The organism is Methylorubrum suomiense (assembly GCF_022179765.1).
Classification (GTDB): domain Bacteria; phylum Pseudomonadota; class Alphaproteobacteria; order Rhizobiales; family Beijerinckiaceae; genus Methylobacterium; species Methylobacterium suomiense.
On the sequence record NZ_BPRE01000001.1, the window covers coordinates 191328 to 206098 of the forward strand.

Genomic DNA, 14771 nt, shown 5'->3' on the forward strand with positions numbered 1-14771 from the left:
TATAGCGCCGGAATGCTGCGACTTCTCCTCGCAATGCGGAGGTCAAACCGTTGAGGCGCTCGTGATGTGTGGCCGCTCGGCAGACTCATCGTCCGACGTGGAACCTGACAGCTCGTTCGACACAGGTGAAGGCACTGCCCGCGCCCGATGGCGGAAATCCGGGATCGCCTCTTCGAACACCGCCTCGGCCGCCGCCCGGTCGCCGGCCGCCACGGCCTCCCGCAGGCGAAGAATCCAGGCATCCAAAACGGTACGGTCGGCGAAGACCGGCTTGGCTGCCATCACCCCGTCGATGCCGTCGAGCGTCACCCGCGGCTCCTCGCGGGCGAAAAGGATCTCGTTCAGGCGCTCCCCCGGCCGCGCGCCGGTGACCTGAATCTCGATATCCTCGTCGGGCTCGAAGCCCGCGAGCCGGATCATCCGTTCGGCCAATTCCCGGATGCGGACGGGCTGGCCCATCTTGAGGACGTAGACCGCCGCACGCTGCTCGCCCGTGGCGCCCCGCCCCTCCGCATCGGCGTGGGAGGCGGCGGTGAGCACGAGGTCGGAGGCCTCGCGCACGGTCATGAAGTAGCGCACCATCTCGGGGTGGGTGACGGTGAGCGGGCCGCCGCGGGCGATCTGCGCCTTGAACACGGGCACCACCGAGCCGACCGAACCCAGCACGTTGCCAAAACGCACGGCGATGAGGCGGGTCGATCCCGTGCCTGCCTGCTCCGCATCGTGGGCCTGGGCCACCATCTCGGCGAAGCGCTTGGTGACGCCGAGCTGCGAGACCGGCTCGATCGCCTTATCGGTCGAGATCATCACGAGCGCCCGGGCCCCCGCCGCCACGGTGGCCGCGGCGACGTTGATCGAGCCGAACACGTTGGTCTTGATGCCCTCGGCCCAGTCGCGCTCCAGATACGGCACCTGCTTGAGCGCGGCGGCGTGGAACACATAGGTCGGGCGGAACGCGGCGATGACCGCACCGAGCCGCTCGGCGTCGCGGATATCGGCGATGGCCCCCTGCACCTCGGCCTCGGCCTGGAGCAGGGCCGGGCTGTTCAGCACGCCGTGCAGCGCCGGCTCCGAATTCTCGATCACGAGGAGGGCCGAGGCGCCGAAGGCGACGGCGCGGGCGCAGATCTCCGAGCCGATCGAGCCGCCACCGCCGGTCACCACGACGCGGGCGCCGGCCAGGAACCCTTCGAGGCGCGGCCGATCGATGGCGACGGTGGGGCGCAGCAGCAGATCCTCGATCTCCAGGGGCGCGAGTTCGGCGTCCCGCATCCCCTCGCCGAGGCTGGTGACGCGGGCGAGCGGCAGGCCGAGCCGCCGGGCACGGGCGATCAGGTCGTCGGGCTCGGATTCCGGCGCCAGGGCGCTCGGCGTCGCGACGAGGCGGCGCACCGGCAGGCCGCGATTGCCGAGATCGGCCACCACCTGCTCCAGATCCCGGAAGCCGCCGAGCACGGGCACGCCGCGCATCATCTGTCCGGCCTCGTCGGCGCGGGGCGACAGGATCCCCTTGGGGGAGAGCCGCTTGACCGAGCCCGACTCGATCGCCCGCAGCACCACCTCGATGTCGGCGCCTCGCCCGAGCAGCAGCGTCGGCGTGGTGGCGGTTCGGGCGTGGCTCTGCCGGGATCGGGCGTATTTGAGGTAGCGAAAGGCGAGGCGGGGACCGCCGAGCAGGAAGACCTGCAGGACCCAGTAGAGCAGGATGGCGATCTTGCCGAAGAAGTAGAACCCGTAGAGATTTGCCGAGACCAGCACGTAGTCGAGGATGAGCAGCGTCAGCGCCATCACGCTGGCGGCGCGGACGATGCCGGCGAGATCGGGCAGCGAGGCGAAGCGCCACTTGGTGCGGTAGAGCTTGAACCACGCGTAGATCAGCGCCGCATAGGCCAGGAACGGCGGCAGCAGCAGCGGCAGGGCATGCAGGCGCTCCGCCAGCAGCTCGCCTTGGAAGCGAAAGACGAACGTCAGCACCACGGCCGCCGCGGTGGCGGCCAGATCGTGGGCGACCATCACCGCCGTCTTGAGGGTGCGCTTCTGCATGGTGCTTTTTGTGAATGCGGGCCGCGGTATCGACGTCGCTCCGGGGGATGTCAACGCGGCCCCTTCGTCGGTCGTGCTTCGTTCCGGCATCGAGAGGGGGCCAACCGTCCGCTTCCGCTCCCGCGCAGCCGATCCGAACAGGATGGGGGAGATCCGCCGCCCTCGCCACCACTTCCCGGAACAGTTGCGGTCCCGTTCGACCCGGTCCCTCGGAACCTTTCGCCCGACCAAGTAAGAAGGATGTCGACGCGCGTGAGCGCCCGCTCCGATAATCTGTGCGTTTCGTCACACGGACGATGAACACAACCCAAACGCGTGGGTTGGACCATCATGAGCAAAACACACAATCACATGATGATGCGCAAGGCCGCTCTCGCGGCGAGCGCCTTCCTCGGTCTCGGCGTCCTCGCGGCGGCTCCGGCCGAAGCGCGCGGGGGCTTCGGCGGTGGCGGCTTCCACGGCGGCGGCGGGGGCTTCGGTGGCGGTCGCGGCTTCGGCGGTGGTCGCGGCTTCGGCGGCGGCGGTTTCGCGGGTCGCGGCTACGGCGGTGGTTACCGCGGGAGCGGGTTCGGAGGATACCGGGGCGGCTACGGTGGCTACCGCGGCGGATATCGCGGTGGCTACGGTGGTTACCGTGGCGGTTACGGTCGGGGCTCCAGTCTCGGCCTGGGCCTCCTCGGCGGCCTCGCTCTCGGCTCAGCCATAGGCTACGGCGGCTATGGTGGTGGCTATGGCGGGTACGGGGGTTACGCTCCGGTCGGCTACGGCGGCTACGACGACGGATACGAGAGTTACGGCTATCGCCGCCCGGTCTATGGCTACGGCGGCTACGGTGCCTACGGGTACTGAGCGCTTCCCAGCGACGACGATCAGGGCCGCCCTCGGGCGGCCCTTTCCTTTGGCCGATGGCCGGCGCGAAGGGTCACGCATCATCGGTACGGCCCACCACGCCCACACGAAGCCCTTCGGCACCCGCTTCGAAGTTCGGCGTGGGCGCCCGGTTCACCCGACCGCGCGCTTCGCCCGGGCCAGCGCGGCGTCCGCATCCCCCATGTCCGGCGCGTCGATGTGGCGGTAGCGCGCCTGGATCAGGCCGAAGGCGCCGAAGGCGAAATGGCCTGCGGCAACGACCGCGAGCAGCACCCAGCCATAGGGCTGCGCCCTCAGCGCGGCGAAGGCACCGGACAGGCCGTGCGCCTCGGACAGCCCCTGCGTCCAGGCGGCGGTGGCGAGGAAGCCCGCGATGATGAGGAACACGACGGCGCGCGCCGCGTAGCCGAACCGGCCGACGGGCTTCGCCCAGCGCTCGCCGTCGCCGGGCAGCGACAGCCGGTCGGTCACATTGCCCTTCCAGGCCTTGGCGGCGTAGGCGAACCCGGCCGCCGCCACGCCCAGAGCCGCGAGCCCGACGAGCCAGGGCCCGAAGGGCTGGCGCAGGAGCCACGCGGTCCAGTCCTGCACCCCGTCCCCGCCGGCGGAGGCCCGGCCGATGCCGAAGGCGAGCCGGCCGGCGGTGAGGGCGAGGCCGGCATAGACGACGGCGCTGATCAGGTGCGCCCCCCGCACCGCCAGCGCTTTGGGCGCATTGCCACGATGGTCGGCATCGGTGACGCCCTCGACGAGGCGCCAGAGCGCAAACCCCGCGAGACCGAGGGCGATCAGCCCGACCACGACGGCACCGAACGGCCCGCCGAGCACGGCCCGCAGCGCGCCTTTGCTGTCACCGGCCGCGCCACCTTGGCCGAGCGCCGCGAGCAGGGCAAGGACGCCCACGACGCAATAGACGAGACCGCGCGCTCCGAAGCCGAAGCGGGCGAGATGTTCGAGGGCGTTGTCGTTCCGACTCCAGGCCATCCGGGTCAGTCGCGCTCACGCGCGGGCTTGCCCGCCAGCGCCACGTAGAAGCCGAGCCCGTCGCCCGCCGGCAAGGTCTGCAGGCGCTCGATCCAGCCCCGCCGCTTGGCGTCCAGCAGCAGGCGCCCGACCGGCTGGAACAGGGTTTCGCCCCCGCCCTCCGGCGGTGCGGCGAGGCGCACCGCCACCGTCTTGCCCTTGGCGAAGCGGCTGCGCTCCAGCATGTCGCCGATCGAGGCCTCCGCCGTCGGGCGGTTGGCCTCGCGCAGGTCGAGCACGGATTCGGCGTCGGTGACGCCGAGGGAGCCGCGCAGCTTGTTGGCGTAGAAATCTTCGAAATGGGGCAAGGGCGGACCGCTCGCGTCAGAAGTCGATGTCGTCATAGATGTCGGCAACGGCGAGCCGGCCGCCGAGTTCAGGCAGATCGATCGTCTCGCCGGGGCCACGGGCCTGCTTCGTCCCATCCCCACCCGCCTCTCGACGCCACGCTTCGATGCGCGGCTCGTCCTGATAGACGATCAGGAGCACCCGAAGCGAGGCGATGCTGCGACAGAAATCGGTCTTGCGGCTCATGGTCGAGGCAGAGAGCATCTCGGCCACGAGGACGGGATCGCGGGCGTAGCCCTCTCGCAGCATCGACCCACACCGGATCATCACGTCCGGGATCGGTGCGAAGGTATCCATCGCATCGCTCAGCGCCGCAATTCCCGGGATCGCACGGCCACCGCGATCACGCGCAACCGATGCGAGATGTCGAAGCTGGTTCGCGACGTTCATCGGATGCCGCTCGCTCGGCGGCGCCATGAGCATGGGTTCGCCGTCGATGAGCGCCCAACGCTCCTCGTCGGGCCGCCCCGCGCCCCATTCCTGATACTCCGCAACGCCCATGCCGGGGTCGCGCCGAACCGCCACGGCCATTGCCGATCCTCCAGAGGAGCTCGTGGAGGCTAGCATCCGCTCGGCGAGCAGCCAATGCGGGCATCGACGCTCAGAAGTCGATCCCGTCGTAGACATCTGCCACGGCGAGAGCACCGCCAAGTTCGGGCAGGTCAATGGACTCGCCGGAGCCGGCAAATCGCAGAGTCCACTCGGCCGCCCGTCGCCAGACCTCGATCCGTGCCTCGTCCGGATAGATCAGAAGGAGCGTCTGGAGAGACGGGACCGATTGATAGAAGTCCGCCTTGTATCCGCGATCGTTGATCATGGTGGAGGGCGAGAGCACTTCGGCCACCAGAAGCGGATCGCTCACGTAGCCGTCCTTCAGTGCGACCCCGCAGTGCACCAGCGCATCCGGGATCGGCGCATAATCGTCGAACGCGTCGCTCAGGACGGCGAGGTTGGACAGGGCCCAGCAGCCTCGCGGACGGGCGAGGCGACGCAAGGCCGCTTCAAGGTTAGAGACGATCTGCTGATGCCGGTAAGCCGGCGGGGCCATCATCACCGGCACGCCGTCGATCAGCTCCCAGCGCTCGCCTTCGGGCCGGGCGGCCACCCATTCCTTGTATTCGGCCACCCGCATACGGGTGTCGCGCCGAACCGCAACAGCCATCGCCCGAGCCTCCGCCACAAGACCTGCAGCGTAGCATCGCGGGGCCGCCCTGTCGCGGGCGGCCCCGTCTCACCTCAGCGGTGGACCAGCACGTTGCGGAACTGCCAGGGATCGCTCGTGTCGATGTACTCCGGGAACAGGCCGGGGCGGTCGGTGAGCGGGGTCCAGTCGGTGTAGACGCCGACGACCGGGCCGAGATACGGCGTCTGCACTTCGAGGCAGCGGCGGAAATCGATCTCGTCGGCCTCGACGATGCCGGCCTCCGGGTTCTCCAGGGCCCAGACCATGCCGGCGAGCACGGCGCTGGTCACCTGAAGGCCCGTCGCGTTCTGGTAGGGGGCGACGCGGCGGGTCTCCTCGATGGAGAGCTGCGAGCCGTACCAATAGGCGTTCTTCTCGTGGCCGTAGAGCAGCACGCCGAGCTCGTCGATGCCGTCGACGATCTCGTTCTCGTCGAGAATATGCTGCGTCTCCTGCACCTTGCCGGCATTGCCCCACATCTCGTGGAGCGAGAGGACGGCGTCGTTGGCCGGGTGGTAGGCGTAGTGGCAGGTCGGGCGGTAGACCGCCTCACCGTTCTCGCGCACGGTGTAGTAGTCGGCGATCGAGATCGCCTCGTTGTGGGTGACGAGGAAGCCGAACTGCGCGCCGACGGTGGGCACCCAGGTGCGGACGCGGGTGTCGGCGCCGGGCTGGAGCAGGAAGATCGCGCAGCGCGAGCCCTTGGTCTGGCCCTCGGCATTCGCCGGCTTCCAGGTCTCGTGCGTGCCCCAGCCGAGCTCCGCCGGCTGGTTGCCCTCGGAGACGAAGCCCTCGACCGACCACGTGTTGACGAACACGCCCATGGGCTTGGGATGCTTGGCCCGCTGAGTGTCGCGCTCGGCGATATGGACACCCTTCACGCCGACCTTGTGCATCAGCGCCGCCCATTCCTCACGGGTCTTGGGCTCCGGATCGGTGACGCCGGTATCCTTGGCGATGTTCAGGAGCGCCTGCTTGACGAACCAGGACACCATGCCGGGATTGGCGCCGCAGCACGACACCGCGGTCGGGCCGCCCGGCGACGCACGACGGGCGTCGAGAATGTTCTCCCGCAGCGCGTAGTTGGTGCGGTCGGCCTGGGTGAGGCTCTTGTCGAAGTAGAAGCCGGCCCAGGGCTCGGCCACGGTGTCGATGTAGAGCGCGCCGAGTTCGCGGCAGAGCTCGAGGATGTCGCGCGACGAGGTGTCGACCGAGAGGTTCACGCAGAAGCCCTGGCCGCCGCCCTCGGTGAGAAGGGGGGTCAGGACATCGCGGTAGTTTTCCTTCGTCAGCGCCACCTGCTCGAAGCGCAGGCCGTGCTGCTCGGCGAGATCCTTGTGCGCGTCGGAGGGCTCGACCACCGTGAAACGGTTCTTGTCGTAGGTGAAATGCCGCTCGATCAGGGGAAGCGTGCCGCGACCGATCGAACCGAAGCCGATCATCACGATCGGACCGGTGATGTGGCCGTGGACGGGCCAATCCTTCTGCTGACCGTCGGACATGTGGAACCCTCCTCGTCGGGCTGCTCGTCGTATGAGAGCGGCGTCAGTGATGCCTGGAAGTGACGAGCGGATGACGGTTCGGCGCGACGCGGTCAACAGGGCGAGACAGGAGAATATTGCAAAACTGTGAAGGTCTCGGCGCGTCGGCATGACCTGCATGCAGGTCTGCGGCGGACATCCCATGGGGCGCGCCCATCGGAGAAGCGCCTATATTGCACCGCAACAAGGGAGCGACGCCCAGGATCCAAGCCGCACAGGGGATCCGAGCCCATGCTGACCATTCTGACCGCCCAGCCCGTCCATCCGGAGGTCGAGACGATCGACCGCGATCCGGGCATCATCACCCTCCTCGCCGCCCTCGTCCGCAGCGCCCGTCGATCTGCGGGTGGTCGCGCGGGCGAAGGGATCGGCCTGTTCGCCTCGGCCACGGCCTGGCCGCACAACGCGCGCTGATTCTCTCGGAAGGCACGGCACGGCCGATGGATCGGCAGTACCGTAGGCCGACCCAATCCCCCTGACCCTGAGGTGCGTCGCCGAAGGCGGAGCCTCGAAGAAGGGCTCCAGCCAGCCGCACGATCCCTGGAGACCTCCTTCGAGGCCGCTTCGCGGCACCTCAGGATGTGGGGGATGGGTGGGAGAGGCGTGGACATGAAACGGGCAGGGACGGCACCCGCCTCCCCTGCCCGCTTTGCGTTTCCGATCGAGACGTGAGCGTCAGTCGAGCTTCACCTGCCAGATCTCCTCCGCATATTCCCGCATGGAGCGGTCGGAGGAGAACCACGCCATCCGGGCGGTGTTGAGGATGGCGGTGCGCCACCACTGAGCCGGACGGCGCCACGCGGCATCGATCTCGCGCTGGACGCGCCAGTAATCATCGAAATCGACGGTGGTCAGGTAGCGATCGCGGTGGCGCAGCTCGTCGATGAGCGGCGCGAAGCGGCGCGGCTCGTCCGGCGAGAAGACACCGCTGCCGATGGCATCGAGCGCGGCGGCGAGACGGGGCGAGGCCGAGATCGCCTTGTTGGCGTAGGCCGGCTCGTCGATGCGCTGCAGCACGCCTTCGGCGTCGAGGCCGAAGATGAAGATGTTCTCCGCCCCGACGTGATCCTTGATCTCGATATTGGCGCCGTCGAGCGTACCGACGGTGAGCGCGCCGTTGAGCGCGAGCTTCATGTTGCCCGTGCCCGAGGCCTCCATGCCGGCGGTCGAGATCTGCTCGGAGAGGTCGGCAGCCGGGATGATCACCTCGGCGAGACTCACCGAATAGTTCGGCAGGAACACCACCTTCAGCCGATTGCCGACATCCGGATCCTCGTTGACGACCTTGGCGATGTCGCCCGCGAGCTTGATGATGAGCTTGGCCTGGACATAGCTCGGCGCCGCCTTGCCGGCGAAGATCTTGACGCGAGGCGTCCAATCCTTGTGCGGCGCCTTCTTGATCGCTTGGTAGAGGGCCACCGTCTCGACGAGGTTGAGGAGCTGGCGCTTGTACTCGTGGATGCGCTTGATCTGCACGTCGAACAGGGCGGTCGGATCGACCGCGATGCCGGTGCGCTCGGCGATCACCTGGGCGAGACGCTTCTTGCGCAGCTTGCGCATCGCCGCGTAGCGCGTGCGGAACTCCGCATCGTCGGCATAGGGCACGAGCTTGGTGAGTTCGGTCGGATCGTCGAGCACGCCCGCGCCGATCGTCTCGACGGCGAGCGCCGTCAGTTCCGGATTGGCGTTGTGCAGCCAGCGGCGGAAGGTGATGCCGTTGGTCTTGTTGATGATCTTCTCGGGCTCGATCTCGTGGAGATCCTTGAACACCGTCGATTTCAACAACTCGCTGTGCAGCGCCGAGACGCCGTTGACCCGCCGGGAGCCGTGGAAGGCCAGCGGTCCCATGCGCACGCGCCGTCCGTGCGACTCGTCGATGAGCGAGACGGCGGCGATGTGGGCAGCGCCCCCCTTGGCGTTCTTGCTCTGGGCTTCGAGGTGCAGCCAGTTGATCAGGTAGATGATCTGCATGTGGCGCGGCAGCAGCCGCTCCATCAGCTCCACCGGCCAGGTCTCCAGCGCCTCGGGCAGCAGGGTGTGGTTGGTGTAGTGCAGGGTGTTGGAGGTGACCTGCCACGCCTCCTCCCAGAGGAAGTCGTGCTCCTCGAGCAGGATGCGCATCAGTTCCGGCACCGCGATGGCCGGGTGCGTGTCGTTGAGCTGGATCGCGGCGTGGTCGGGCAGGGTGCGCAGGGAGCCGCGCTCGGCGACGTGCCGGCGCACGAGGTCCTGCAGCGAGGCGGAGGTGAAGAAGTATTCCTGGCGCAGACGCAGTTCCTGCCCCTCGGCGGAGGAATCGCTCGGGTAGAGCACCCGCGAGATCGCCTCGGCCCGGGCGCGCCCCGCCACCGCGCCGACATGGTCGCCGGCGTTGAAGCGGGCGAGTTCGACGGGGGCGTCCGACTCCGCCTTCCATAAGCGCAGCATGTTGACGTGTTGACCGCGCCAGCCGACGACCGGAATGTCGTAGGCCACCGCGTTGACGGTCTCGGCCGGGTGCCAGTGGCGGCGGATATGGTGATCGCCGTGGCTCGTCATGGTGACATGGCCGCCGAAACCGATCTTGTAGGTCGATTCCTGGCGGGCGAATTCCCACGGATTGCCCTCGGAGAGCCACGTCTCCGGCGCCTCGCGCTGCCAGCCATCCTCCAGCGATTGACGGAAGATGCCGTGGTCGTAGCGGATGCCGTAGCCGATCGCGGGGATCGAGAGGCTCGCCATGCTCTCCATGAAGCAGGCGGCGAGCCGCCCAAGACCGCCATTGCCGAGGGCGGCGTCGGGTTCGGCCCCCTCGACCTCGTTCAGGTCGACGCCGAGATCGCGCAGGGCCTGCTTGGTGGCCTCGACGAGGCCGAGATTGTTCATCGCGTCCGACAGAAGCCGGCCGATGAGGAATTCGAGCGAGAGGTAATAGACGCGCTTGTCCGGCACGGTGCCGGCCTGCCCCTCGTGGCAGGCATCGACGATCCGGTCGCGCAGCGCCAGCGCGGTCGCGGCGAACCAATCGCGGTCGCGCGCGCTCTCCGGGGTCTTGCCGAGCACGTAGATGAGCTTGGCGCGGATATCCTCGCGCAGCGCGACCACGGGATCGCGATCATCGGCGTGGCGCGGCTTCACATATGTGGCGGCGGCCTTGACCGATTTCGAGGAAGAAGCGGATGTATCCGCTTCGCCGTTCCGAACGAGAACGGACAAAGTTTCGTTCAGCACTGGACTAACCCCCTTCGTCGCAGCCGATTTGATCGGAAATGCATCGTACCCTGCCCGCTTCTTGTGGCGGGACGAGGACCGACGGCCCTGCGCCCGCACGGTGTTGCGGATGCAGAGACTTGTCGAGATACATCGGGCCGAGATCGCCTTTGCAAGCGCCGTGCCCGTGAGGCTGTGTCCTGGTTGACACAAGATCCCCGGTTTCGCAGGGCCCCAGACCGCGAATTGAGCCCTCTCACTTGAAGACTAGCTGAACGGCCCTACCCCACTTGTAAGAAAGCGTACCGATGGCGTCCCATCTTGGGACGACCCCGGTGCCGACGCCCGGGAGGTTCGATGCCCGAGACGATCTGGTGGAAGACCGGGACCGTCTATCAGGTCTATCCGCGCTCGTTTCAGGACACGAACGGCGACGGTGTGGGCGATCTGCCCGGCATCACCGCGCGGCTCGAGCACCTCGCCTGGCTCGGCGTCGATGCGGTGTGGATCTCGCCGTTCTACCGCTCGCCGATGGCCGATTTCGGCTACGATGTGGCCGATTACCGGGCGGTCGATCCGCTCTTCGGCACCCTCGAGGATTTCGATGCGCTGATCGCCGAGGCGCATCGGCGCAAGCTCAAAGTCATCCTCGATTTCGTCCCGAACCATTCCTCGATCGCGCATCCCTGGTTCGTCGAAAGTCGGGCGAGCCGCGAGAATCCGAAGCGCGACTGGTATCTCTGGCGCGATCCGGCGCCGGATGGCGGACCGCCCAACAACTGGCTCTCGAATTTCGGCGGACCGGCTTGGACCCGGGACGAGGCGAGCGGCCAATATTACTACCACGCCTTCCTCGCCGAGCAGCCGGACCTCAACTGGCGCAATCCGGAGGTGCGCGCGGCGATGCACGACGTGCTGCGCTTCTGGCTGGAGCGGGGCGTCGACGGCTTTCGCGTCGACGTGATCTGGCACCTCATCAAGGACGAGGGATTCCGCGACAATCCGCAGAACCCGGACTTCGCGCCGCATCAGCCCGGCATCAACCGGTTCTCCCAGGTGTATTCCTGCGATCGGCCGGAGGTGATCGAGGTGATCAGCGGCATGCGCGCCGTGCTTCGGGAGTTCGGCGAGCGGGTGCTGATCGGCGAAATCTACCTGCCGGTCGAGAGGCTCGTGACCTATTACGGTCCGGATTTGGAAGCGGCCGACCTGCCGTTCAACTTCCAGCTTCTCGAAACACCCTGGCAGGCCGATGCCGTTGCCGCCCTGGTGGCGGAATACGAGGCGGCGCTCCCCGAGGGCGGCTGGCCCAATTGGGTGCTCGGCAACCACGACCGCCCCCGCATCGCCGCCCGCGTCGGCGATGCGCAGGCGCGGGTCGCCGCCATGCTGCTCCTGACGCTGCGTGGGACGCCGACGCTGTATTACGGTGACGAGATCGGCCTCGGTCACGTGCCGATCCCCCCGGACCGCGTGCAGGATCCCTGGGAACGCAACGAGCCCGGCCACGGACGTGACCCGGTGCGCACACCGATGCAGTGGGACGACAGCCGGCATGCCGGCTTCAGTGCCGTCGAGCCGTGGCTGCCGCAGACGGAGGATGCCGAGCGGCGCAACGTCGATGCGATGCGAGACGATTCCCGCTCGATTCTGACCCTCTACCGACGCCTGCTGTCGCTGCGCCGCGATCATCCCGCTTTGTCGGTCGGCGGCTGGCGGAGCGTCCCCCTCCCCCCCAGCCTTGCCACCGAAGTGTTTGCCTACGAGCGATTCGAGGGTGACGAAACCTTGCGCATCCTGCTCAATTTCGGGAGCGCCGAACGGAGTATTCCCCTCGAGGACGATGCGGCCAAGCAGGAGACTTGGAGCGTCCTGCTCTCGACCCGACCGGGACGCGCGGGCGAGGCGACCGGCAATGTGCTGCACCTGTCTCCCGACGAGGGCGTGGTTCTGCGTGCGCATCCGTCCAGCTGATGATGCCCGCGCGCAACGCATGAGTTCCATGACGCAACTGCAGACGTCCGGCGGCGAATGTTAATCTGAACATGGCCTGAATTGTGCGATGCAACGGAACAGAAGCCCTTCCGGAGCATTGTGATGCTGAGCGCGGCGGTAGCGAACGAACCGGTTCGTAGACGTCGTCAGGTGCGTGGGGGCGAGCCGATGGCGTATGTGGATCTCGGCGAGCGGCTCGCTGCCGAGTTACCGACGCATTCCGCATTCGGCTCCGAACTTCAGAACGAACGCTCCCTTCTCCCCCGCATTCTCTACGCCACGCCGGAAATGGCGGATTTCGTGAAGACCGGCGGCCTCGGTGAGGTCGCGGGCGCGCTGCCGCGTGCCCTGCGGCGTCACTACGATGTGCGGGTGCTGATCCCCGGTTATGCCAGCGTACTGGCCGGACTGCAGGGTCTCACCATCGTGGCCCGGCTCGGCGCCTTCGCGGGCGTGCCGGCCTGCGATCTCGGCTACGGCACGACCCCGGACGGACTCGGCGTCTACGTGCTGATCGCTCCCGATCTCTACGTACGCGATGGCACGCCTTACGGCGATGCGCGCGGCGATTTCGGCGACAACGACCTGCGCTTCGCCCGCCTCGGCCGCGCTGCCGCCGAACTGGCCGCCGGCCTCGACCCCTTCTGGTCGGCCGACCTCCTGCATCTCAACGATTGGCAGACCGCCCTGGCACCGGCCTACATGGCCTGGCTCGGCATCCGCCGTCCGAGCGTCCTGACGATCCACAACCTCGCCTATCAGGGACTGTTTCCGCGCGAGCATCTCGGGCGGATCGGGGCGCCGGACTACGCATTCCAGATGGACGGGGTGGAGTTCTACGGCCAGCTGTCGTTTCTGAAGGCGGGCCTCTACCACGCCTCGCACGTCACCACCGTGAGCGACACCTACGCCCGCGAGATCACCACCCCCGAGGGCGGTTGCGGCCTCGACGGATTGCTGCGGACCCGTGCGGCGCAGGGACGGCTCACCGGCATCCTCAACGGGATCGACGAGAGCTGGGACCCGCGCACCGATCCGCATCTGGCCACGCCGTTCGAGGCGGATGACTGGAAGGGCAAGCGCGCCAATGCCGACGAGGTGCGCAAGCAGTTCGGCATGGCGGTCTCGCGCGGGCCGCTCTTCGCCATCGTCTCCCGCCTCGTCCATCAGAAGGGCATCGATCTCAGCATCGCCGCGGCGGAATCCATCGTCGCCGAGGGCGGTCAGCTGGTGGTGATCGGCCAGGGCGAGGGCCGCTTCGAGGAAGCCTTGCGCGATCTCGCCGGCCGCCATCCCGACCATGTCGGCGTCCATGTGGGCTTCCGCGAGACCGAGGCGCGCCGCATCTTCGCCGGCAGCGACTTCCTGCTGATGCCGTCGCGCTTCGAGCCCTGCGGACTGGCGCAGATGTATGCCCAGCGCTTCGGCTCCCTGCCGATCGTGCGCCGCACCGGCGGCCTCAACGATACCGTCGAGGACGGGGTGACGGGCTTCACCTTCGCCGACGCCTCGCCCCGGGGCCTGACCTCGGCGATCACCCGCGCCTTCGCGACATTCGGCCAGAAGAAGCGGCTCAACGCCATGCGGCGCACGGCGATGTCGCGCGAGTTCGGCTGGGACCAGGCGGCGCTCAACTATTGCGGCCTCTACGCCCGCGCCTTCGGCAACAACGCGGCCCGGCGTTGGAAGGCGGCCTGAACGACCGTTTTGGGAGCATGCCGGCGAAACGCAGCGGCGTCTTCCGCGTTGTGCGCCCATGGATGCATTCGTAGCGATTCCGCGCAGCAATCCGCTGATCCGCAAGCTGCGGCACGGCGTCGATCTCGACGATGGTGACCGCGCCCTCCTCGCCGGACTGTTCCGCCCGGGGCGCACGCTGGAACCGCAACAGGATATCGTCCGGGCCGGAGAGCCGGCGGCGGGCGTCCATCTCGTCGTCGAGGGCTTCGCCTTCCGCTACAAGCTCGTCGGGGACGGGCGGCGCCAGATCCTCGGCCTGCTGATGCCGGGTGATTTCTGCGATCTGCAATCGATCGTGCTGGGGCCTTCCGATCACTACATCGCGGCGCTCACCGCCTGCACCGTCGTCGACGTCCCCCAGGACAAGGTCGACAGCTTGGTCTTCCGCGACTCGCGGCTCGCCCGCGCCCTGTGGTGGGCGACGCTCGTCGATGAGAGCATCCTGCGGGAATGGCTCGCCAATATGGGCCAGCGCGCCGCCGACCGGCGCATCGCCCACCTGTTCTGCGAGCTGCTGCTGCGCCAGCAGATCGTCGGCGCGGCCGGCCCGAACGACTGCGCGATGCCGATGACCCAGCCGATGCTCGCGGACATCCTGGGCATCACCACGATCCATGTGAGCCGCATCCTGCGCGACCTGCGCAGCGAGGGCTTAGTCCGGCTCCAGGACCGACGGCTCCACGTGCCGGATGTCGGGCGGTTGCGGGCCTTCTGCGACTTCGACCCGACCTATCTCCACCTCATCCGGCAGCCCGGCGAGGAGGACGAGGCCGGCGCGAGCATGGCGGGCGAGCGCCGCCGGCCCTGATCCTGACGCAGCCCAGCCCCGGCAGCGGGGT

Annotated in this window: 12 protein-coding genes; 5 read left to right on the forward strand and 7 right to left on the reverse strand. The window is 68.1% G+C overall.

Going from position 1 to position 14771, the window contains the following annotated elements:
• Window positions 1-42 precede the first annotated feature (42 nt).
• Window positions 43-2043, reverse strand: a complete 2001-nt coding sequence (locus MFF26_RS00865) for a polysaccharide biosynthesis protein (RefSeq protein ID WP_238307387.1) — start codon at window positions 2041-2043, stop codon at window positions 43-45.
• 330 nt (window positions 2044-2373) lie between these two features.
• Between MFF26_RS00865 and MFF26_RS00870 the strand changes: the two genes are divergently transcribed.
• Window positions 2374-2892 (forward strand): hypothetical protein, encoded by a 519-nt coding sequence (locus tag MFF26_RS00870; protein WP_171015511.1) that lies wholly within the window; start codon window positions 2374-2376, stop codon window positions 2890-2892.
• 153 nt (window positions 2893-3045) lie between these two features.
• On the opposite strand, the gene MFF26_RS00875 is transcribed toward MFF26_RS00870, so the two are convergent.
• From MFF26_RS00875 to MFF26_RS00895, 5 genes are all read right to left on the reverse strand, one after another.
• The gene (locus MFF26_RS00875) at window positions 3046-3897 is read right to left on the reverse strand and encodes a DUF1206 domain-containing protein (RefSeq protein WP_137830349.1); all 852 of its coding nucleotides are present in this window, start codon (window positions 3895-3897) and stop codon (window positions 3046-3048) included.
• Between the two features lie 5 nt (window positions 3898-3902).
• Window positions 3903-4244, reverse strand: a complete 342-nt coding sequence (locus MFF26_RS00880; RefSeq protein ID WP_137830348.1) for a hypothetical protein — start codon at window positions 4242-4244, stop codon at window positions 3903-3905.
• Window positions 4245-4260: 16 nt separating this feature from the next.
• Window positions 4261-4815, reverse strand: a complete 555-nt coding sequence (locus MFF26_RS00885) for a Uma2 family endonuclease (RefSeq protein WP_137830347.1) — start codon at window positions 4813-4815, stop codon at window positions 4261-4263.
• A gap of 70 nt (window positions 4816-4885) precedes the next feature.
• Window positions 4886-5446 (reverse strand): Uma2 family endonuclease, encoded by a 561-nt coding sequence (locus tag MFF26_RS00890; protein WP_238307388.1) that lies wholly within the window; start codon window positions 5444-5446, stop codon window positions 4886-4888.
• A 74-nt stretch (window positions 5447-5520) separates the two neighbouring features.
• Window positions 5521-6969 carry a homospermidine synthase gene (locus tag MFF26_RS00895; protein ID WP_238307389.1) on the reverse strand — a complete coding sequence of 483 codons (1449 nt, stop codon included), beginning with the start codon at window positions 6967-6969 and terminating at the stop codon, window positions 5521-5523.
• A gap of 270 nt (window positions 6970-7239) precedes the next feature.
• On the opposite strand from MFF26_RS00895, the gene MFF26_RS00900 reads away from it, so the two are divergent.
• On the forward strand, window positions 7240-7422 hold the full coding sequence (locus MFF26_RS00900) for a hypothetical protein (RefSeq protein ID WP_137830344.1): 183 nt from the start codon (window positions 7240-7242) through the stop codon (window positions 7420-7422).
• A 261-nt stretch (window positions 7423-7683) separates the two neighbouring features.
• Here the strand turns inward: MFF26_RS00900 and MFF26_RS00905 are convergent, their stop codons facing one another.
• Window positions 7684-10218, reverse strand: a complete 2535-nt coding sequence (locus tag MFF26_RS00905; protein WP_137830343.1) for a glycogen/starch/alpha-glucan phosphorylase — start codon at window positions 10216-10218, stop codon at window positions 7684-7686.
• 336 nt (window positions 10219-10554) lie between these two features.
• Between MFF26_RS00905 and MFF26_RS00910 the strand changes: the two genes are divergently transcribed.
• The 3 genes from MFF26_RS00910 to MFF26_RS00920 all read left to right on the forward strand — a co-directional run bounded on the left by MFF26_RS00910 (window position 10555) and on the right by MFF26_RS00920 (window position 14740).
• On the forward strand, window positions 10555-12171 hold the full coding sequence (locus MFF26_RS00910; protein ID WP_238307390.1) for an alpha-amylase family glycosyl hydrolase: 1617 nt from the start codon (window positions 10555-10557) through the stop codon (window positions 12169-12171).
• Between the two features lie 189 nt (window positions 12172-12360).
• A complete protein-coding gene (glgA, locus tag MFF26_RS00915; protein WP_137830341.1) occupies window positions 12361-13890 on the forward strand; it encodes a glycogen synthase GlgA in 1530 nt (509 codons plus the stop codon).
• Between the two features lie 58 nt (window positions 13891-13948).
• Complete coding sequence (locus MFF26_RS00920; protein WP_137830340.1) at window positions 13949-14740, forward strand: Crp/Fnr family transcriptional regulator; 792 nt, start codon at window positions 13949-13951, stop codon at window positions 14738-14740.
• Window positions 14741-14771 lie beyond the last annotated feature (31 nt).